19 protein-coding genes are annotated in these 20,315 nt (G+C 63.9%); 14 read left to right on the forward strand and 5 right to left on the reverse strand.

Annotated features, from left to right (window positions below):
- Nucleotides 1-2 precede the first annotated feature (2 nt).
- The 5 genes from E3U47_RS01485 to E3U47_RS01505 all read left to right on the forward strand — a co-directional run bounded on the left by E3U47_RS01485 (nt 3) and on the right by E3U47_RS01505 (nt 3,607).
- Nucleotides 3-932 (forward strand): LysR substrate-binding domain-containing protein, encoded by a 930-nt coding sequence (locus tag E3U47_RS01485; protein ID WP_134689159.1) that lies wholly within the window; start codon nt 3-5, stop codon nt 930-932.
- Between the two features lie 171 nt (nt 933-1,103).
- The gene (purE, locus tag E3U47_RS01490; protein WP_134689160.1) at nt 1,104-1,595 is read left to right on the forward strand and encodes a 5-(carboxyamino)imidazole ribonucleotide mutase; all 492 of its coding nucleotides are present in this window, start codon (nt 1,104-1,106) and stop codon (nt 1,593-1,595) included.
- A gap of 10 nt (nt 1,596-1,605) precedes the next feature.
- Nucleotides 1,606-2,688, forward strand: a complete 1,083-nt coding sequence (locus E3U47_RS01495) for a 5-(carboxyamino)imidazole ribonucleotide synthase (RefSeq protein WP_134689161.1) — start codon at nt 1,606-1,608, stop codon at nt 2,686-2,688.
- A gap of 96 nt (nt 2,689-2,784) precedes the next feature.
- A complete protein-coding gene (locus tag E3U47_RS01500) occupies nt 2,785-3,030 on the forward strand; it encodes a GlsB/YeaQ/YmgE family stress response membrane protein (protein ID WP_023629866.1) in 246 nt (81 codons plus the stop codon).
- A gap of 43 nt (nt 3,031-3,073) precedes the next feature.
- Nucleotides 3,074-3,607 (forward strand): DUF3299 domain-containing protein, encoded by a 534-nt coding sequence (locus E3U47_RS01505; protein ID WP_134689162.1) that lies wholly within the window; start codon nt 3,074-3,076, stop codon nt 3,605-3,607.
- Between the two features lie 31 nt (nt 3,608-3,638).
- Here E3U47_RS01505 and E3U47_RS01510 read toward each other — a convergent pair whose 3' ends face one another.
- Both E3U47_RS01510 and E3U47_RS01515 read right to left on the reverse strand, forming a co-directional pair.
- Entirely contained in the window at nt 3,639-4,535 is an 897-nt protein-coding gene (locus tag E3U47_RS01510; protein WP_134689163.1) for a D-hexose-6-phosphate mutarotase, read from the reverse strand.
- 73 nt (nt 4,536-4,608) lie between these two features.
- Nucleotides 4,609-5,007, reverse strand: coding sequence for an acyl-CoA thioesterase (locus E3U47_RS01515; protein ID WP_003253317.1), 399 nt, complete (start codon nt 5,005-5,007; stop codon nt 4,609-4,611).
- A 361-nt stretch (nt 5,008-5,368) separates the two neighbouring features.
- On the opposite strand from E3U47_RS01515, the gene E3U47_RS01520 reads away from it, so the two are divergent.
- The 8 genes from E3U47_RS01520 to E3U47_RS01555 all read left to right on the forward strand — a co-directional run bounded on the left by E3U47_RS01520 (nt 5,369) and on the right by E3U47_RS01555 (nt 16,091).
- Nucleotides 5,369-6,658, forward strand: coding sequence for an MFS transporter (locus tag E3U47_RS01520; RefSeq protein WP_134689164.1), 1,290 nt, complete (start codon nt 5,369-5,371; stop codon nt 6,656-6,658).
- Nucleotides 6,659-6,895: 237 nt separating this feature from the next.
- Complete coding sequence (locus E3U47_RS01525; protein WP_134689165.1) at nt 6,896-7,894, forward strand: phosphate ABC transporter substrate-binding protein PstS; 999 nt, start codon at nt 6,896-6,898, stop codon at nt 7,892-7,894.
- Between the two features lie 148 nt (nt 7,895-8,042).
- Nucleotides 8,043-10,331: an ABC transporter permease subunit gene (locus E3U47_RS01530; protein WP_134689166.1), complete on the forward strand. Its 2,289-nt coding sequence runs from the start codon at nt 8,043-8,045 to the stop codon at nt 10,329-10,331.
- 17 nt (nt 10,332-10,348) lie between these two features.
- Complete coding sequence (gene pstA / locus E3U47_RS01535) at nt 10,349-12,019, forward strand: phosphate ABC transporter permease PstA (protein ID WP_134689167.1); 1,671 nt, start codon at nt 10,349-10,351, stop codon at nt 12,017-12,019.
- Nucleotides 12,020-12,121: 102 nt separating this feature from the next.
- Nucleotides 12,122-12,955: a phosphate ABC transporter ATP-binding protein PstB gene (pstB, locus tag E3U47_RS01540; protein ID WP_134689168.1), complete on the forward strand. Its 834-nt coding sequence runs from the start codon at nt 12,122-12,124 to the stop codon at nt 12,953-12,955.
- A gap of 204 nt (nt 12,956-13,159) precedes the next feature.
- Nucleotides 13,160-13,930, forward strand: coding sequence for a phosphate signaling complex protein PhoU (gene phoU / locus E3U47_RS01545; RefSeq protein ID WP_023630537.1), 771 nt, complete (start codon nt 13,160-13,162; stop codon nt 13,928-13,930).
- Between the two features lie 163 nt (nt 13,931-14,093).
- Nucleotides 14,094-15,002 (forward strand): response regulator, encoded by a 909-nt coding sequence (locus E3U47_RS01550; protein ID WP_134689169.1) that lies wholly within the window; start codon nt 14,094-14,096, stop codon nt 15,000-15,002.
- A 189-nt stretch (nt 15,003-15,191) separates the two neighbouring features.
- Nucleotides 15,192-16,091 carry a peptidoglycan DD-metalloendopeptidase family protein gene (locus E3U47_RS01555; RefSeq protein ID WP_134689170.1) on the forward strand — a complete coding sequence of 300 codons (900 nt, stop codon included), beginning with the start codon at nt 15,192-15,194 and terminating at the stop codon, nt 16,089-16,091.
- A gap of 50 nt (nt 16,092-16,141) precedes the next feature.
- On the opposite strand, the gene E3U47_RS01560 is transcribed toward E3U47_RS01555, so the two are convergent.
- The 3 genes from E3U47_RS01560 to phoB all read right to left on the reverse strand — a co-directional run bounded on the left by E3U47_RS01560 (nt 16,142) and on the right by phoB (nt 19,708).
- Nucleotides 16,142-17,482 carry a hemolysin family protein gene (locus tag E3U47_RS01560; protein WP_134689171.1) on the reverse strand — a complete coding sequence of 447 codons (1,341 nt, stop codon included), beginning with the start codon at nt 17,480-17,482 and terminating at the stop codon, nt 16,142-16,144.
- A 191-nt stretch (nt 17,483-17,673) separates the two neighbouring features.
- The gene (gene phoR, locus E3U47_RS01565) at nt 17,674-18,945 is read right to left on the reverse strand and encodes a phosphate regulon sensor histidine kinase PhoR (protein ID WP_256660212.1); all 1,272 of its coding nucleotides are present in this window, start codon (nt 18,943-18,945) and stop codon (nt 17,674-17,676) included.
- Nucleotides 18,946-19,018: 73 nt separating this feature from the next.
- Nucleotides 19,019-19,708, reverse strand: coding sequence for a phosphate regulon transcriptional regulator PhoB (gene phoB, locus E3U47_RS01570; RefSeq protein ID WP_003253341.1), 690 nt, complete (start codon nt 19,706-19,708; stop codon nt 19,019-19,021).
- Between the two features lie 175 nt (nt 19,709-19,883).
- Here phoB and E3U47_RS01575 point away from each other — a divergent pair, with 175 nt between their 5' ends.
- On the forward strand, nt 19,884-20,255 hold the full coding sequence (locus tag E3U47_RS01575) for a hypothetical protein (protein ID WP_134689173.1): 372 nt from the start codon (nt 19,884-19,886) through the stop codon (nt 20,253-20,255).
- Nucleotides 20,256-20,315: the final 60 nt, after the last annotated feature.

Consider the following 20,315-nt stretch of genomic DNA (forward strand, 5'->3'; position numbering starts at 1 on the left):
CGATGAACCTCGAAAGCAAGTGGCTGGAAGACTTCAGTGCCCTGGCCTCTACCCGTAGTTTTTCGCAGGCGGCCGAGCGCCGCTTCGTTACTCAGCCTGCCTTCAGCCGGCGCATTCGCAGCCTGGAGGCGGCGCTGGGGCTGACCTTGGTGAATCGTTCCCGCACCCCCATCGAATTGACCGAGGCCGGGCAGCTGTTTCTGGTAACCGCGCGCACCGTTGTCGACCAGTTGAGCGAAGTGCTGCGCCACTTGCACCACCTCGAAGGTGGCCAGGGCGAGGTGATCCAGGTGGCCGCCGCGCACTCGCTGGCATCGGGCTTTTTCCCCCGTTGGGTGGCACAGCTGCGCAACGATGGGTTGAACATCGCCACCCGCCTGGTTGCGACTAACGTCGGAGATGCCGTGCATGCCCTGCGCGAGGGTGGCTGCGACCTGATGCTGGCGTTCTACGACCCGGACGCGGCGTTGCAGATGGACGCCGAGATCTTCCCGTCCTTGCATATGGGCAACACCGAAATGCTTCCGGTGTGCGCGGTGGGCACCGACGGCAAGCCGTTGTTCGACCTGGAAGGCGAGGGCAGCGTACCGCTGCTGGCCTACAGCGCCGGTGCCTTCCTTGGTCGTTCGGTCAACCTGCTGCTGCGCCAGCGCAACCTGCGCTATACCACGGTCTATGAAACCGCCATGGCCGACAGTCTCAAGAGCATGGCCCTGGAAGGCATGGGTATCGCCTGGGTGCCGAAGTTGTCGATGCGCGGCGAGCTGGAGCGGGGCGAGCTGGCGATCTGCGGTGGCAGTCAGTGGCATGTGCCGCTGGAAATCCGCCTGTACCGTTGCGCCCTGGTGCGCAAGGCCAACGTGCGCTTGCTGTGGCGCAAGCTGGAGGGTGGCTCAGTTGACCCGAAAGTCAGCCAAACCCCCGAAAAATAAGGGCGACAGTTGGTCGCCAGGGGTGCCGTGATCGTCCATCGTTACGCTATACTGCGCGGCCCCTCGACCGGATAGATCCGGTCATGATCAGCAAACAAGCCACGCCGGTCGTCCCGCGTGGCTTGTTGTTTTTTGACGCGCCTGCGGGCGCACAAGCGAAGAGGCTCGACGATGAGTGCACTGGTTGGCGTGATCATGGGCTCCAAGTCCGATTGGTCCACCCTTAGCCACACCGCCGATATGCTGGAAAAACTCGGCATTCCCTACGAAGTGAAGGTGGTTTCCGCCCACCGCACGCCGGACCTGCTGTTCCAGTACGCCGAGGAGGCCGAGGGCCGCGGCATCGAGGTGATCATCGCCGGTGCCGGTGGCGCAGCCCACCTGCCAGGCATGTGCGCCGCCAAGACCCACTTGCCGGTGCTGGGTGTGCCGGTGCAGTCGTCGATGCTGTCGGGCGTCGACTCGCTGCTGTCGATCGTGCAGATGCCGGCCGGCGTGCCGGTTGCCACCCTGGCCATCGGCAAGGCCGGCGCGATCAACGCGGCGTTGCTCTCGGCGAGCATCCTCGGTGCCAAGCACCCGCAGTTCCACGCGGCGCTCAAGCAGTTCCGCACCGAGCAGACCGACACCGTGCTGGACAATCCAGACCCGCGTCAGGCTTGAGGCTGAATATATGAAGATCGGTGTAATCGGTGGTGGCCAGCTGGGCCGCATGCTGGCCTTGGCGGGCACCCCGCTGGGCATGAACTTCGCCTTCCTCGACCCGGCGCCGGACGCCTGCGCCGCACCACTGGGCGAGCATCTGCGCGCCGACTACGGCGACCAGGACCACCTGCGCCAACTGGCCGACGAAGTCGACCTGGTGACCTTCGAGTTCGAGAGCGTGCCGGCCGAAACCGTTGCCTTCCTCTCGCAGTTCGTGCCGGTGTACCCGAGCGCCGAAGCGCTGCGGATCGCCCGCGACCGGCTGTTCGAAAAGAGCCTGTTCCGCGACCTGGGCATCCCGACCCCGGCGTTCGCCGATATCCTTTCGCAAGCCGATCTCGACGCTGCCGTGGCCAGCATCGGCCTGCCGGCCGTGCTCAAGACCCGCACCCTGGGTTACGACGGCAAGGGCCAGAAGGTCCTGCGCAAGCCCGAGGATGTGGTCGGCACCTTCGCCGAGCTGGGCAGCGTGCCGTGCCTGTTGGAAGGCTTCGTGCCGTTCACCGGCGAGGTCTCGCTGGTGGCTGTGCGTGCCCGCGATGGCGAAACGCGCTTCTACCCGCTGGTGCACAACACCCACGACAGCGGCATCCTCAAACTGTCGGTGGCCAGTGAGGGGCACCCGCTGCAGGCCCTGGCCGAGGACTATGTCGGCCGTGTGCTGCAAAAGCTCGACTATGTCGGCGTGATGGCCTTCGAGTTCTTCGAGGTCGACGGTGGCCTGAAGGCCAACGAGATCGCCCCGCGCGTGCACAACTCCGGGCACTGGACCATCGAAGGCAGCGAGTGCAGCCAGTTCGAGAACCACCTGCGCGCCGTGGCCGGCCTGCCGCTGGGCTCGACCGCCAAGGTCGGCGAAAGCGCCATGCTCAACTTCATCGGTGAGGTGCCGGCGGTGGGCAAGGTCATCGCCATCGACGACTGCCACCTGCATCACTATGGCAAGGCGTTCAAGGTCGGACGCAAGGTCGGTCATGCCACCCTGCGCTGCGCCGACATGGCCACGCTCAAGGCCAAGATTGCCGAAGTAGAGGCGTTGATCGTCGGCTGATCGAACTTCTGCCAGGCAATGCCGCTCTGAGATGGCAACATGCCAAAGCGCTGACTAGGCTTTGGCTTGTTCCATCTTCACCACAGAGGGATTGCCATGGGCATCATTGGAACCATCTTCATCGGCCTGATCGTCGGCCTGCTGGCGCGTTTCCTGAAACCAGGGGACGACAGCATGGGCTGGATCATGACCATCCTCCTCGGCATTGCCGGCTCGCTGGCCGCCACCTATGGCGGGCAGGCACTGGGCATCTACCAGGCCGGGCAGGCCGCAGGCTTCTTCGGCGCCCTGGTTGGCGCGATCATCCTGCTGGTGATCTACGGCTTCATCAAGAAACGCTGAATTCCCGCTAGAATGCCCGGCAATTCATCCTGAGTTGCCGAGCATGCGTGCGTTATTTCTCCTTCCCCTGCTGCTGGCCAGCACCCTGGCCCATGCCGAGCTGCCTGAGACCGACTGGCTGGAGTTGATGCCCAAGTCGGACCAGAAGGCCCTCGAGCAGATGCCCGAGATCGACCACAACTCCCCGGAAGCCCTGGGCACCTTCACCGCCAAGGGTGGGCTGAAGCAGAGCAAGGGCCTGCCGGCGGTGATGTATTCGACCAAGACCGTCGCTGCGATGAACGGCAAGCAGATTCGCCTGGGTGGCTACCCGGTGCCGTTGGAAAGCGATGCCAAGGGCAACAGCACGCTGTTCTTCCTGGTGCCCTACCCAGGGGCATGCATCCACGTGCCGCCGCCGCCACCGAACCAGCTGGTGCTGGTGCGCTATCCAAAGGGGCTGAAAATCGACGATATCTACACGCCGCTGTGGGTGACCGGCACGCTGAAGGTGGAGACGGTCAGCAATGACCTGGCGGATGCGGCGTATGCCCTGGATGCCGGGCAGGTGAGGGTGGTGGAAGACGCCGATCTGTGAAGCCTGTTCGCCGGCAGCTGAAACTATTGAATCAGAGCGCTTCGCTACCGATCGCCACGCTCATCGAATGACTGGCCCCCGGCCTCAGCGTCACCACATCATCCATCACATTCGCCGTCTCGATGCACAGCATGCGCTGCCAGCCATCGTCGGCCATGTCCGGCAGGTCGCGGGCGCGGTCGATCCAGGGGTTCCAGATCACCGCGGTGCGTGAGCCGCCAGCGGTGAGGGTGATGCGTCGGTTCCAGTGCGGATCGACAATCGCCAGTCGCTCAGGCGCGTTCAGGTAGATGCGATCAGTCTCGCCGGCAAAACCCAGGTTGCCCTGCTGCTTGCGTTGTTCCCAGTTGGCCAGGGTTTCGATATAGGCCAACCCGTCCACGCCTTCCACTTGTACCTGGCGCACATCGCTCACCGCGAAGTAGCTGTGCAGGGCTTGGCTCAGGGTGACATCGGTGTTGCCAAGGTTATAGCTGGTAAGGGTCAGCTGCAGTTGCTGGCCCAGTTCCACCACCAGCTTGAGCTCGACTTCGTGCGGCCAACCCGGCAGATCGCCCAGGGCTTCGGGCTGCGCGAACTCGATGCGCAGGGTGTCGCCGGTTTCCTCGACATTCAGCAATTGCCAGTCGCGCCCGCGCACCAGGCCGTGGGCCGGTGCTTGCCCGCCTGTGTACATGGCTTTGACCGAATCGGGGTTGCGCTCGAAGATGCCGAACCATGGCCAGCACACCGGGGCGCCGGCGCGCACCGACTTGCCCTGGCGGAAGATGGCCTGGTCGCTCAGCCACAGCAGCGGCGGTTCGCCGATCCGCTGGTAGCTGAGGACTTGCGCGCCCTGCTGGGCGATCAGTAGTTCGGCATGGTCGCTGGTGATGCGCCAGCAGTTGAGTTCGCCGTGTAGCTCGGTGTCGACCTGGAAGTTAGCCATTGCGCTCGTCTCATGGATTGTCTGTCGGGTCGTTGGACCCGGTGACGTGCAATGAGTTTACCGCTCGCTCGGCTCAGCGACGAGGCACCGAACGGGTACGGCCACTGCCATCGATGGCGACGAACACGAACACCGCCTCGGTAACCTTGCGCCATTCGCTGGACAGCGGGTCGTCGCTCCATACCTCGACCATCATCTGGATCGAGCTGCGGCCAATTTCCAGGGTCTGGGTATAGAAGGACAGCTGCGCGCCCACGGCTACCGGCACCAGGAAGGCCATGCGGTCGATGGCCACAGTGGCCACTCGGCCACCGGCGACGCGGCTGGCCATGGCGGTGCCGGCCAGGTCCATCTGGGCGACCAGCCAGCCGCCGAAGATATCGCCGAAACCGTTGGTTTCGCGTGGCAGCGCGGTGATCTGCAAGGCCAGGTCGCCCTGCGGGATAGGATCTTCTTGTTCGAGCTCAATCATGCGGTGGGGCCTCTGACCCGTGACGCTTCGTTGGTGGCGCAGTAATGGACGCCGTAAAAACGATTCAGCAACACGCATACTACGCTGATTTCGCTTCGGGAGGCGGCCGAAGGGAGACTCTGCGAAACAGTCCGACGATACTGACCGACGTTTTCGCACAATATCCCTCAGTAGAAGCAACCTTTTCCTACGAACGGGCAGTATATATACCCGCACAGCCAGCGACGACCGCACATTCATGAATATCTGTATGGATTTTGTACCGCTATGAGCGCGGCTCGGCAATTTGCTATCTTCGCTGCCTGACCTCCGAGAAGCCGCATGCCAAGCGGTCCGCAGACCTATAAGAGAAACAACAGCGATGACCTCCGCGCAGACCCGTATCGAGCAGCCATCCCGGCCGCTGTCCCGCAGTGACTACAAGACTCTCTCGCTGTCCGCCCTTGGCGGTGCCCTGGAATTCTACGACTTCATCATCTTCGTGTTCTTCGCCACGGTGGTAGGCAAGCTGTTCTTCCCGGCCGACATGCCCGAGTGGCTGCGCCTGATGCAGACCTTCGGCATTTTCGCCGCCGGCTACCTGGCGCGGCCGCTGGGCGGCATCGTCATGGCCCACTTCGGCGACCTGCTCGGGCGCAAGAAGATGTTCACCCTGAGCATATTCCTGATGGCCGTGCCGACCCTGGTGATGGGCCTGCTGCCGACCTATGCGCAGATCGGCCTGTGGGCGCCGATCCTGCTGCTGCTGATGCGGGTTATCCAGGGCGCGGCTATCGGTGGCGAGGTGCCTGGCGCCTGGGTGTTCGTCTCCGAGCATGTACCGGCGCGCAACACCGGTTATGCCTGCGGCACGCTGACCGCCGGCCTGACCTCGGGCATCCTGCTGGGCTCGCTGGTGGCGACGCTGATCAACACGGTCTACAGCCCGGAGGAGGTGGCGGACTACGCCTGGCGGATCCCGTTCCTGCTCGGTGGGGTGTTCGGCTTCTTCGCCGTCTACCTGCGCCGCTGGCTGCACGAAACCCCGGTGTTCGCCGAGATGCAGGAGCGCAAGGCGTTGGCCGAAGAGCTGCCGCTGCGCGCGGTGCTGCGCGACCATCGTGGCGCGATCATCCTGTCGATGTTGCTCACCTGGCTGCTGTCGGCCGGCATCGTGGTGGTGATCCTGATGACCCCGGCGCTGCTGCAGAGCCTGTACCACGTCAGCCCCACCGATTCGCTCAAGGCCAACAGCCTGGCCATCGTCCTGCTCAGTGTCGGTTGCATCGGCGCCGGCAGCCTGGCCGACCGCTTTGGCGCGGGGCGGGTGTTCATCGTCGGCAGCCTGGCGTTGCTGGCCTCTTCCTGGGCCTTCTACCACAGCCTGCCGACCCGTCCGGACCTGCTGTTCCCGCTGTATGCCCTGACCGGCCTGTGCGTGGGCATCGTCGGCGCCGTGCCCTATGTGATGGTCAAGGCGTTCCCACCGGTGGTGCGTTTCAGTGGGTTGTCGTTCTCCTACAACCTGGCCTACGCGATTTTTGGTGGGCTGACGCCGATGGTGGTGACCGCGCTGCTGAAGTTCAGCCCGATGGCGCCTGCGTACTATGTGGCTTGCCTGTGTGCCGTTGGTCTGGCCGTGGGTATCTACCTGCTGGCCAGGAAACGCTGACGGTTCGCCGGCAAGCCGGCTCCTACAAGGGCGCGTAATACCTGTAGGAGCCGGCTTGCCGGCGAATGGGCCAAACCTGCCTGCCCCCTCCTGCAACATCCTGAAAAGGCCATCCCGGTAACCGGTGATGGCCTTTCATTCAATTGTCACATTCGAGTCATAGAGTGTTCATGCGGCCTGCAGATACTTGGGCCCGTTCCATCACAACCCCTACGATATTCCTGCTAGGAGCAAGGCATGAAACTGAAGCGTTTGATGGCGGCCCTGACCTTTGCCGCCGCTGGCGTCGCTGCCGCCAATGCGGTCGCCGCTGTCGATCCTGCAATCCCGACCTACACCAAGACCACCGGTGTATCGGGCAACCTCTCCAGCGTCGGTTCCGACACCCTCGCGAACCTGATGACCCTGTGGGCCGAGGCCTACAAGAAGGAATATCCGAACGTAAATATCCAGATCCAGGCCGCCGGCTCCTCCACCGCGCCACCCGCGCTGACCGAAGGTACCGCCAACCTGGGCCCGATGAGCCGCAAGATGAAGGACGTCGAGCTGCAGGCCTTCGAGCAGAAGTACGGCTACAAGCCGACCGCCATTCCGGTTGCCGTCGACGCCCTGGCCGTGTTCGTGCACAAGGACAACCCGATCAAAGGCCTGACCATGGCTCAGGTCGACGCCATCTTCTCCTCCACCCGCCTGTGCGGTGGCAAGGCTGACGTGAAGACCTGGGGCGACGTGGGCGTGACCGGCGACCTGGCCAACAAGCCAGTGCAGCTGTTCGGCCGCAACTCGGTATCCGGCACCTACGGCTACTTCAAGGAAGAAGCCCTGTGCAAAGGCGACTTCAAGCCTAACGTCAACGAACAACCTGGCTCGGCTTCGGTCGTGCAGTCGATCAGTTCGTCGCTGAACGGCATCGGCTACTCGGGCATCGGCTACAAGACCGCCAGCGTCAAGACCGTGCCACTGGCCAAGAAAGAAGGCGGCGCCTTCGTTGAAGACAACGAGGCCAACGCCCTGAACGGCACCTATCCGCTGTCGCGCTTCCTGTACGTCTACGTCAACAAGGCGCCGAACAAGCCGCTGGCCCCGCTGGAAGCCGAGTTCGTCAAGCTGGTGCTGTCGCAAGCCGGCCAACAGGTCGTGGTCAAGGACGGCTACATCCCGCTGCCTGCCAAAGTGGTCGACAAGACCCTGGCTGACCTGGGCCTGTCCCACGCTGGCAACGTTGCAAAGAAGTAATTAGGCAGTAACCGGAAGAGGTCGGCAGCGAATGCGCCGGCCTCTTTCCATGAATTCGTCAGTCCGAGGCCAGGGCTCCTGCGCGTCGGGCTTTGTTGCGTCACTGCACTGTCATGTTTTTGTCATACGGGACCGCTAGGGTGTGCGCATGAATGATCTGGCCAACTCCACCATGACCCAAAATTCTCCTCCCGTGCGGATTGACTTCAATACGCCCGAGTTGCAACGCAAGCGCCGCCTGCGCGCGCTCAAGGATCGCCTGACCCGCTGGTACGTCCTGGTGGGCGGGCTGGCCGTGCTGGCGGCGATCACGCTGATCTTCTTCTACCTGGCCTACGTGGTGCTGCCGTTGTTCCAGGGCGCCGAACTGACCAGCAAGAAAGCCCTGGAGCCGACCTGGCTGCAGCAGGATGCTGGCAAGCCGCTGCTGATCGCCCTCGAGGAACAGAACCTCGTGGGCATGCGCGTTTCCGATAAGGGCCAGGCGCTGTTCTTCGACACCAAGACCGGTGCCGAGGTGAAGCGCGTCGACCTGCCGCTGCCGGCCGGCGCCCAGGTCAGTTCGATCAGCACCGACCAACCGGGTAGCCCGTTGGTGGTGCTGGGCCTGTCCAACGGCCAGGCGATCGTGTTCCACCACACCTACAAGATCACCTACCCGGACAACAAGAAGACCATCGAGGCGGGCATCGACTTCCCCTATGGTCAGGACGCCTTCACCCTCGACGATCAGGGCCGTGCTCTGGAACACGTGAGCGTCAACGTCAATGGCGAGACCTTGCTGCTGGCCGGCTCCACCGGTTCGCACCTGCAGGTCATCGAGCTGGCGCGCACCGAGAACATGATGACCGGCGAGGTCACTACCGAGCAGAACCGCATCGAGCTGCCGCAGATGACCGAGACGGTGAAGAACATCTTCATCGATCCGCGTCAGCAGTGGCTGTACGTGGTCAACGGCCGGGCTACCGCCGATGTCTTCAACCTGCGCGACAAGAGCCTCAACGGGCGCTACAAGCTGTCCGAGAACGGCGACACCGAAATCACCGCGACCGCCCAGCTGGTCGGCGGCATTTCGCTGATCTTCGGCGATTCCAAGGGTGGCCTGAGCCAGTGGTTCATGGCCCGCGACCCGGATGGCGAGTCGCGCTTCAAGCTGATTCGCAGCTTCCAGCTGAGCAAGGCGCCGGTGGTGCAGATCGACGCCGAGGAGCGCCGCAAGGGCTTCATCGCCCTGGACAGCGACGGCAAGCTCGGCGTATTCCACAGTACCGCGCACCGTACCCTGCTGGTCGAGTCGGTGGCTGACGGCGCGGGTGTCCTCGCCCTGTCGCCGCGCGCCAACCGCGTCATCATCGAGGCGGGCGGCAAGCTGCTGCCCCTGAGCCTGCGCAACCCGCACCCTGAGATCTCCTTCAGCGCGCTGTGGGGCAAGGTCTGGTACGAGAACTACGACGAGCCCAAGTACGTCTGGCAGTCGACTGCCTCGAACACCGACTTCGAACCCAAGCTGAGCCTGTCGCCGCTGACCTTCGGTACGCTCAAGGCCGCGTTCTACGCGATGATCCTGGCCGCGCCGCTGGCCATCGCCGCCGCCATCTACACCGCCTACTTCATGGCCCCGGGCATGCGCCGCAAGGTCAAGCCGGTGATCGAGCTGATGGAAGCGATGCCGACGGTGATCCTTGGTTTCTTCGCCGGCCTGTTCCTCGCGCCGTACCTCGAAGGCCACCTGCCGGGCGTGTTCAGCCTGTTCCTGATCATGCCGATCGGCATCCTGGTGGCGGGCTTCAGCTGGAGCCGCTTGCCGGAGTCGATCCGTCTGCGTATCCCGGATGGTTGGGAAGCGGCGATCCTGATTCCGGTGATCCTGGTGATCGGTTGGTTTGCCCTGTACATGAGTCCGTTCCTCGAGAGCTGGTTCTTCAAGGGCGACATGCGCCTGTGGATCAGCCACGACCTGGGCATCACCTACGACCAGCGCAACGCCCTGGTGGTGGGTATCGCCATGGGCTTCGCGGTCATCCCGAACATCTACTCCATCGCCGAAGACGCCGTGTTCAGCGTGCCGCGCAGCCTGACCCTGGGCTCCCTGGCCCTGGGCGCGACGCCCTGGCAGACCCTGACCCGCGTGGTCATCCTCACCGCCAGCCCGGGTATCTTCTCGGCGCTGATGATCGGCATGGGCCGCGCGGTGGGTGAGACCATGATCGTGCTCATGGCCACCGGCAACACCCCGGTGATGGAGTTGAACCTGTTCGAGGGCATGCGCACCCTGGCCGCCAACGTGGCCGTGGAAATGCCTGAGTCGGAAGTCGGCGGCAGCCACTATCGTGTGCTGTTCCTCGCCGCCCTCGTGCTGCTGATGTTCACCTTCGTGATGAACACCTTGGCCGAGCTGATTCGCCAGCGCCTGCGCAAGAAATACTCGTCGCTTTGATAGAAAGGTAGAGATCCGTGAAAAAGGATTCCCTCAAAGGCTGGTTCAAGAGCGGCGCCCCTGGCGTCTGGATCAGCGGTGGCGCGGTGGCCATGGCGGTCATCATGACCGTCGGCCTGCTGGCCGTGATCGCCGTCCGTGGCCTGGGCCACTTCTGGCCGGCCGACCTGATCCAGGCCACCTACAAGGTACCCGGCCAGGCCGACCATGTGATCATCGGCGAAGTGGTGCAGAAGGAAGAGGTACCGCGTGAACGCCTCAAGGGCGCCGGTTTGCCGGTGCCCGACCAGGGCCCGGAGTTCATGACCCGCGAGCTGGTCAAGATCGGCAACCGCGACCTCAACGGCAGCGACTTCACCTGGCTGGTCGGTGACTGGCTGGTGGACCAGCAAAAACCGACCGACCTGATCGCCCTGGAGCGCCGCGAGTGGGGCAACTTCTACGGCTACCTGGTCAGCGTCAAGGAAGAAGGCCGCGTGGTCGCCCAGGGCCCCGAGGCCTGGAACGAACTGCAGGCCCGTCTCAAGCGCGCCAGCGAGCTCAACGACCAGTTGGTGAAGCTGGAGAAGAAGGACATCGGCGCCATCAACCATGGTCTCGAGCGTCTGCGGCTGCAAGCGCGCAAGCTCGAGCTCAACGGCAAGCTGGATGCCGCCGCCCAGGCCGACATGGATGCCGAGCGCGCCGAGCTGAACAACCGCTACAAGGCCATCGAGGAGCGCCTGACCGGCCTGCACCAGGCCTTCGCCCGCGACAGCCTGGTGGCCCGTGACGGCAACGGCCGCGAAGTGGAGATCAACCTGAGCAAGGTGGTCCACGCGATCCAGCCGAACGCCATGTCCGGCCTGACCAAGATGGGCGCCTACTTCAGCAAGGTGTGGGAGTTCCTCAGCGACGACCCGCGTGAGGCCAACACCGAAGGCGGTATCTTCCCGGCTATCTTCGGCACCGTGATGATGACCCTGATCATGGCCGTGATCGTCACACCGTTCGGTGTGCTGGCTGCGGTGTACTTGCGCGAATACGCCAAGCAGGGCCCAGTGACCCGGCTGATCCGCATTGCGGTGAACAACCTGGCGGGTGTTCCGGCGATCGTCTATGGCGTGTTCGGCCTGGGCTTCTTCGTCTATGTGCTGGGCGGCTCGATCGACCGGTTGTTCTTCCCCGAGTCGCTGCCGGCGCCGACCCTGGGCACTCCTGGCCTGCTGTGGGCCTCGCTGACCCTGGCGTTGCTGGCGGTGCCGGTGGTGATCGTGGCCACCGAGGAAGGCCTGGCGCGGATCCCGCGTACCGTGCGCGAGGGCTCGCTGGCCCTGGGCGCGACCAAGGCCGAGACCCTGTGGAAGATTGTCCTGCCGATGGCCAGCCCGGCCATGATGACCGGCATGATCCTCGCCGTGGCTCGCGCCGCTGGCGAAGTGGCCCCGCTGATGCTGGTGGGGGTGGTGAAGCTGGCGCCGTCGTTGCCGCTGGATGGCAACTACCCGTACCTGCACCTGGACCAGAAGATCATGCACCTGGGCTTCCACATCTATGACGTCGGCTTCCAGAGCCCCAACGTCGAGGCCGCGCGGCCGCTGGTGTACGCCACCGCGTTGCTGCTGGTGCTGGTGATCGCCACCCTCAACCTCTCGGCGGTGTGGATCCGTAACCACCTGCGCGAGAAGTACAAGGCCCTCGACCACTGAGTTCAGCTTTAAGCCACAAGCGGCAAGCTCCAAGCAGATTGCCGCTCTGTCCAAACTTGCAGCTAGCAGCTTGAAGCTTGCAGCTTCAAATGGAGTAAGAACATGCAACACGAAGCTCATACCCACGGCATCGACATGTCGGCCCTGGGCCGCGACAAGCAGAGCCTGCGCCTTGCCGAAGAGACCGTGGCCATCGAAGTTCCCGGCCTGTCCCTGTTCTACGGCGACAAGCAAGCGCTGTTCGACGTCAGCATGAACATCCCCAAGCAGCGCGTGACTGCCTTCATCGGCCCGTCCGGCTGCGGCAAGTCCACGCTGCTGCGCACCTTCAACCGCATGAACGACCTGGTCGACGGTTGCCGCGTCGAGGGCGCCATCAACCTGTATGGCAACAACATCTACCGCAAGGGCGAGGACGTGGCCGAGCTGCGCCGCCGCGTGGGCATGGTGTTCCAGAAGCCCAACCCGTTCCCCAAGACCATCTACGAGAACGTGGTCTACGGCCTGCGCATCCAGGGCATCAACAAGAAGCGCGTGCTCGACGAGGCCGTGGAATGGGCGCTCAAGGGCGCCGCGCTGTGGGATGAAGTGAAGGATCGCCTGCATGACTCGGCCCTGGGCTTGTCCGGCGGCCAGCAGCAGCGTCTGGTGATCGCCCGGACCATCGCCGTGGAGCCGGAAGTGCTGTTGCTCGACGAGCCGTGCTCGGCACTGGACCCGATCTCGACGCTGAAGGTCGAAGAGCTGATCTACGAACTGAAATCCAAGTACACCATCGTCATCGTGACCCACAACATGCAGCAGGCGGCCCGGGTTTCGGACTACACCGCGTTCATGTACATGGGCAAACTGGTCGAATTCGGTGATACCGACACCCTGTTCACCAACCCGGCGAAGAAGCAGACCGAAGACTACATCACCGGGCGCTACGGCTAACCACCGACCATAGGGTGCCTGTGTAGGAGCGGCCTTGTGTCGCGAAAGGGCCGCGAAGCGGCCCCGGGATCTCAGCCGTGATGTACACATTGCCGGGGCTGCTTTGCAGCCCTTTCGCGACACAAGGCCGCTCCTACAGGCCAAGGAACGACACGAATCACATTAGGCTGCCTGAAGCTTGCAGCTTCTTCGCGGAGCGAAACGATGATCAACAAAGAAAGCCTTACCCACCACATCTCCCAGCAGTTCAACGCCGAGCTCGAAGAGGTGCGCAGCCACCTCCTGGCCATGGGCGGCCTGGTCGAGAAACAGGTGAACGACGCCGTCACCGCGCTGATCGAGGCCGACTCGGGCCTGGCCCAGCAAGTGCGCGAAGTCGACGAACAGATCAACCAGATGGAGCGCAACATCGACGAGGAGTGCGTGCGCATCCTCGCCCGTCGCCAGCCGGCGGCCTCCGACCTGCGCCTGATCATCAGCATCTCCAAGTCGGTGATCGACCTCGAGCGCATCGGCGACGAGTCGACCAAGATCGCCCGCCGCGCCATCCAGTTGTGCGAGGAAGGCGAGTCGCCACGCGGCTATGTCGAGGTGCGCCATATCGGCGACCAGGTGCGCAACATGGTCCGCGACGCGCTGGACGCCTTTGCCCGCTTCGACGCCGACCTGGCGCTGTCGGTGGCCCAGTATGACAAGACCATCGACCGCGAGTACAAGACCGCGCTGCGCGAGCTGGTCACCTACATGATGGAAGATCCGCGTTCGATCTCCCGCGTGCTCAGCGTGATCTGGGCCCTGCGTTCGCTGGAGCGCATTGGCGACCACGCACGCAACATCTCCGAGTTGGTGATCTACCTGGTGCGCGGCACCGACGTGCGCCACATGGGCCTCAAGCGCATGAAGGCCGAGGTGCAGGGCGAAGCGTTCGATGAGGGCGAAATCGCTAATGTTCCGGCTGAACCGGACGATAAATAAGGTTGCTCCCGAGCATGAACGCCCGGCACTCGCCGGGCGTTTTCGTTTGCGGTCGAGCACCAGCAGGCACCCGCGAACCGTGTGAGAAGTCCCGGCGTGACCAGTGGTTTGGCAAATGGCCATCAGTCGGCGGTATGCTAGTCGGGATTCAAGAGGAGTATCGATGAGTAAAGTCAATGTACTGGTTGTGGATGACGCGCCGTTCATCCGCGATCTGGTGAGGAAGTGCCTGCGAAATGCCTTCCCGGGCATGGTGATCGAGGATGCGGTCAACGGCCGCAAGGCCATGGCCATGCTGAGCAAGGAACGTTTCGACCTGGTCCTGTGCGACTGGGAGATGCCGGAGATGTCCGGCCTCGAACTGCTGACCTGGTGCCGCCAGCAGGAAGAGATGAAGACCATGCAGTTCATCATGGTGACCAGCCGTGGTGACAAGGAGAACGTGATCCAGGCCATCCAGGCCGGCGTCTCCGACTTCGTCGGCAAGCCGTTCACCAACGAGCAGCTGTTGACCAAGGTGAAGAAGTCCCTGACCAAGATCGGCAAGCTCGACAGCCTGATGGCCAGCGCGCCGGCGCGGGTCAACTCGGCGTTCGCCAACGACTCGCTGAGCGCCTTGACCGGCGGTCGCCCGGAAGCGGCCAAGGTCGCCGCGCCGGCGGTGGCAGCGGCACCGGCGGCCAAGCCGCTGATCAACGCGCCGACGCCCAAGAGCGCCGCCGCTTCTGCGCAGAGCGGCCGTGGCCAAGGCCAGTTGCGCCTGGCCAGCGGCACCCAGCCGTGCGTGATCAAGGCCCTGAGCCTCAAGGAGGCGTTGCTGGTGGTGCGACGCAGCGCCAACCTGCCGCAGGTGCTCGAAGGTGCGGTGCTGGATCTGGAGCAGGGCGAGAACGCCGAGACCGCGCGGCTGAACGGCTACCTGCACGCCATCGCGGCGCTGGAACCCAAGCCTGAGAGCGACTGGCTGCAACTGACCTTCAAGTTCGTCGACCAGGATGCGCAGAAGCTCGACTACCTGTCGCGGCTGATCGCCCGGGGCACGGCGCAGAAGCACTTCACCCCAGGCGCCTGATATCGGTTTGCTGCCCTGACCCCGTAGGAGCCGGCTTGCCGGCGAACACCGGCGCAGCCGGTGCCAGGCACCGCGACGCTTGCTTCGCCAGCAAGGCGGGCTCCTACTTGTCACCCGACCAACTGTCATATCCCTCTCAAATCCGGCTGCTAGGCTTCGACAGAACGCAACTGTCAAAAAGCCACCATCATGCCGCCCTCCCGACTGCTGCTGTTCTGTGCCTTGCTCACGGCCTCGGCGTCGAGCCTGGCCATGACCATCTACAAGACCACCGATACCTATGGCGTGGTTTCCTATTCCGACCGACCCAGCGTGGGCGCCAAGGTTTTCGTGTTCCGCGAACCCATGGTCGAGCGCCTGGACGGCCAGGTGCGGCTGAAGACCGAGGATTTCGCCGGCGGCGTGCGCTTTGTCGCGCGCAATGAGCTGTTCGTGCCGATGGAAGTTGAACTGCGTGTGGAGCGCCTGGCCAATGCCCAGGGCGGTAACGCCCCGCGCATCGTCCGGCGCCTGGTGCCGCCGCGCTCGAACCTGATCCTCAGCGTGGTGCAGGCTCGCCAAGGGGCCCGCCTCAAGTACGACACCAAGTTCCGCTACGCCATGGGCGATCCGGGCCAGCGCCCGCAGGGCTACCGTTATCCGTTCCCCTGGAAGGGTGGGCCGTTCCGCCTGAGCCAGGGCCCCAACGGGCGTTTCAGCCACTTCGGGCCCAAGGGCCGCTATGCCATGGACATCGCCATGCCCGAAGGCACGCCGATCATCGCGGCACGCGGTGGAGTGGTGGTGAAGATCGAGAACAACCAGAGCGGGCGGGGCAACAATCCGGCGGGCAATTTCGTCAGGATCCTGCACCCGGACGGCACCATGGGGGTTTACCTGCACCTGATGCGCGGTTCGGTGGTGGTGGGCGAGGGGCAGCGAGTGACCCAGGGGCAGGCGTTGGCCAAGTCGGGCAACACCGGCAACAGCAGCGGGCCGCACCTGCATTTCGTGGTGCAGCGCAATGTGGGGCTGGCGCTTGAGTCGATCCCGTATCAGTTCGACCGGCCAATCGGTGGTTTGCCGGACTTTACCGCAGGGAATCCATGACGCCTTGCGGAGCAAGCCCGCACCCACGGATGTAGGCGCGGGCTCTCGGGTCAATCGAGCTTCAGCACCTTGGCCAGCACGATCTTCGGCCCTTTCATCTTCTTGATGATGATGCGCAGGCCTTCGACCTCCAGCACTTCCTCTTCCTCGGGCACCCGCTTGAGGGTCTCGTAGACCAGGCCGGCCAGGGTTTCCGCCTCGATATGGTCAAGGTCCACGCCCAGCAGGCGCTCGACCTTGAACAGCGGCGTATCACCGCGCACCAGCAGCTTGCCCGGCTGGTAGGCGAGGATGCCGCGCTCGGTCTTGCGGTGTTCGTCCTGGATATCACCCACCAGCACTTCCAGCACATCTTCCATGGTCAGGTAGCCGATGACCTTGCCGTCGGCTTCCTCGACCAGCACGAAGTGCGCGCCGCCCTTGCGGAACTGCTCCAGCAGCTGGGACAGCGGCATGTGCCGGGAAACGCGCTCCAGCGGGCGCGCGAGGTCTTCGAGGTCGATGGTCTCGGGCAGGTGATCCAGCTCGGCCAACTCCAGCAGCAGGTCCTTGATGTGCAGCAGGCCGGTGAACTCTTCGCGCTCGGCGTCGTACACCGGGTAGCGGCTGAACTTGTGCCGGCGCAGCAGCGCGAGGATCTCCTTGAGCGGCGCGCGGGCATCGATGCTGACCATGTCTTCGCGCGAATTGGCCCAGTCGACCACTTCCAGCTCGCCCATTTCCACCGCCGAGGCCAGCACGCGCATGCCCTGGTCGCTCGGGTCCTGGCCACGGCTGGAGTGCAGGATCAGCTTGAGCTCCTCGCGGCTGTAGTGGTGCTCGTGGTGCGGGCCAGGCTCGCCTTGCCCGGCGATGCGCAGGATGGTGTTGGCGCTGGCGTTGAGCAGGTAGATGGCTGGGTACATAGCCCAGTAGAACAGGTACAGCGGCACGGCGGTCCACAGCGACAGCAGCTCGGGCTTGCGGATCGCCCACGACTTGGGCGCCAGCTCGCCGACCACGATATGCAGGTACGAGATCACGAAGAAGGCGACGAAGAACGAGATCGCCTTGATCAGCTCGGGGGTGTCGACACCGATATAGGCCAGCAGTGGCTCGAGCAAGTGGGCGAACGCCGGCTCGCCGACCCAGCCCAGGCCCAGCGAGGCCAGGGTGATACCCAGCTGGCAGGCCGAGAGATAGGCGTCGAGCTGGTTGTGCACCTTGCGCAGGATGCTGCCGCGCCAGCCATGCAGCTCGGCGATGGACTCGACGCGGGTGGCGCGCAGCTTGACCATGGCGAACTCGGCGGCGACGAAGAAGCCGTTGAGCAGCACCAGGAACAAGGCGAAGAGAATCATGCCGAAATCGGCGAACAACGAGGTGAGGCTGATACCAGGGGAAGGGTCCATGATGGGGTTTTTACGGGGTCCGTCTTTGAGAATGGGAGAAAAAAAGTGCCAGCGATGGCTGGCACAGGGGATCCAATGTAGCGGCTGAAGCCGCAAAAGCAAAGGGGCGTGCTGCCATTGGCAACTGTAGGAGCCGGCTTGCCGGCGAACCACCACGTCGCTTGGTTCGCCGGCAAGCCGGCTCCTACGGGTCAATTCTTGCCAGGTACCAACTGTGCCGGCGCAAAATGACAGGTGAAGGTGCTGCCATGTCCAGGCACGCTGCTGATTTCCAGGCGGCCGCGGTGGCGCATCAGCACGTGCTTGACGATCGCCAGGCCAAGCCCGGTGCCGCCGGTGTTGGAGGCGCGGCTGGAGTCGACTCGGTAGAAGCGCTCGGTCAGGCGCGGCAGGTGCTTGGCGTCGATGCCCACCCCTGAGTCCTGCACGCTCAAGTGCGCGCCTTGTTCGTCGGCCCACCAGCGGATGCGGATATTGCCTTGGTCCTGGGTGTACTTGACCGCGTTGAACACCAGGTTGGAGAAGGCGCTGCGCAGCTCCGACTCACTGCCTTTGAGGCGAATGCCGGGGGCCGCTTCCAGGGTGATGCTCTGGTTGCGCGGGCCGGACAGCGCCTGGGCGTCGTTCTTGATCGCCCCGAGCAGGGTATCGACCAGCACTGGCTGGTTGTCCGACGGGTAGTCGGTGGCTTCGAGCTTGGCCAGCAGCAACAGGTCGTTGAGCAGGGTCTGCATGCGCGCGCCTTGCTGGTTCATCTGTTGCAGGGCGCGGCTCCAACGCGGGTTCACGTCCTCGACGTTGTCCAGCAGGGTTTCCAGGTAGCCGGTGATAACCGTCAGCGGCGTGCGCAGCTCGTGGGAGACGTTGGCGACGAAGTCCTTGCGCATTTGCTCGAGCTGGTGGATGCGGGTGACATCGCGCACCAGCATCAGGTGTTCGTTGTTGCCATAGCGGGTGAGGTGCAGTTGCACGCGCAGGCGGTCGTTGATCGGCGAGGGGATTTCCAGCGGCTCGGCGTAGTTCTGCGACTCGAAGTACTCCTTGAACCGGGGGTGGCGGACCAGGTTGGTCACCGGTTGGCCACCGTCCTGCGGGGTCTTGAAGCCCAGCAGGGTCTCGGCGGCGCGGTTCCACCATTCAAGGTTGCCGTCGCTGTCGAGCATGATCACCGCGTCGCGCAGCGCCGCGGTGGACTCCTGGACCCGGTCGATCACCGCCTGCAGGCGGCCGCGCACGCGCTGGTCGCGGCGCTGCAGGTGGTAGATGCTGTCGAACACCTCGCCCCACAGGCCGTAGCCGTCGGGTGGTGCTTCGTCGGGTTGGTGATTGCGCAGCCAATCGTGCAGGCGCAGCAGTTGCTTGAGCGTCCAGGCCAGGTAAAGCGCCAGGCCGATGGCCAGGCTCCAGCCGTAATAGCCGCTGACCAGGCCGCCGATCAGGCAGGCGGTGATCAGCAGCAACATGTGGCGAATCAGGGTCGCGTGCCAGTTCTGGTTCAATTGACAGTCCTTGTACAGCGGGTGCCAGGGGCTTCGCTCAGCTTTTTGTCGAGAAGCGATAACCGGTGCCGCGGACGGTTTGTACCAGATTTTCGTAGGCTTCACCCAGTGCCTTGCGCAGGCGCCGGATGTGCACGTCGACGGTGCGCTCCTCGACGTAGACGTTGCCGCCCCAGACCTGGTCGAGCAGCTGCCCGCGGGTGTAGGCGCGCTCCTGGTGGGTCATGAAGAACTGCAACAGGCGGTATTCGGTGGGGCCCATCTCGGCGGGCTTGCCGTCGATGGTCACGCGATGGCTGATCGGGTCGAGCAGCAGCCCGCCCACCTCGATGGGTGCCTCGCTGTCGCTCGGCCCGGTGCGGCGCAGCACGGCTTTAAGGCGCGCGACCAGTTCGCGGGGCGAGAACGGCTTGGTGATGTAGTCGTCGGCGCCAACTTCCAGGCCCTGGATCTTGTTGTCCTCTTCGCCCTTGGCGGTGAGCATGATGATCGGGATGTCGCCGGTCAGCTCGTCGCGCTTGAGGCGCCGGGCCAGTTCGATGCCCGAGGTGCCCGGCAGCATCCAGTCGAGCAGGATCAGGTCCGGCTTGCGGTCGACGATGATGGCGTGGGCCTGCTGCGAGTTCTCTGCCTCGAGGCAGTCATAGCCGGCCATTTCCAATGCAACGGCGATCATCTCGCGGATAGGCGCTTCGTCGTCGACGATCAGAATGTTTCTGCCAACCATGCTCAATTACCTCTCCCAGGAACGATGTCTTGGCCCGCATTAGATAACGGAATTATTGCAGCTGTGTGACAGCTCATGGGCGGTTCTGGCGCCATTGCGTGACTGGACTAGGCTTCAAGGGGCCGCCATGGCGGCGGGCAACACTTCTTCCACCCCCGAAACGATGGTGATTCCAATGACACGACATACGCTGAGCTGGATGGCCCTTTGCGCTGCGCTGGCAGCGCCGGGGGTGGCGTCGGCTCATCACGCCATGGAGAAGGACGGCATGTGGGTCGACCACGACGGCATGACCCTGTATACCTTCGACAAGGATGCTGGCGGCAAGTCCATGTGCAGTGGCGAGTGCGCCAAGAACTGGCCGCCGCTGATGGTCAAGAAGGACGACGAGGCGCCGAAGGACAAGTGGAGCCACGTCACCCGCGACGATGGATCGATGCAGTGGGCCTACGATGGCAAGCCGCTGTATACCTTCGTCAAGGACAAGAAGGCCGGGGATACCACCGGCGATGGCATGAAGGACGTCTGGCACGTGGCCAAGCCCTGAGCCAGTGATGCCCTGTTCACCGGCAAGCCGGCCCCTACAACACCACCCTGTAGGAGCCGG

It is taken from the genome of Pseudomonas sp. RIT623, from assembly GCF_004519305.1.
In the GTDB taxonomy this organism is placed as follows: Bacteria; Pseudomonadota; Gammaproteobacteria; order Pseudomonadales; family Pseudomonadaceae; genus Aquipseudomonas.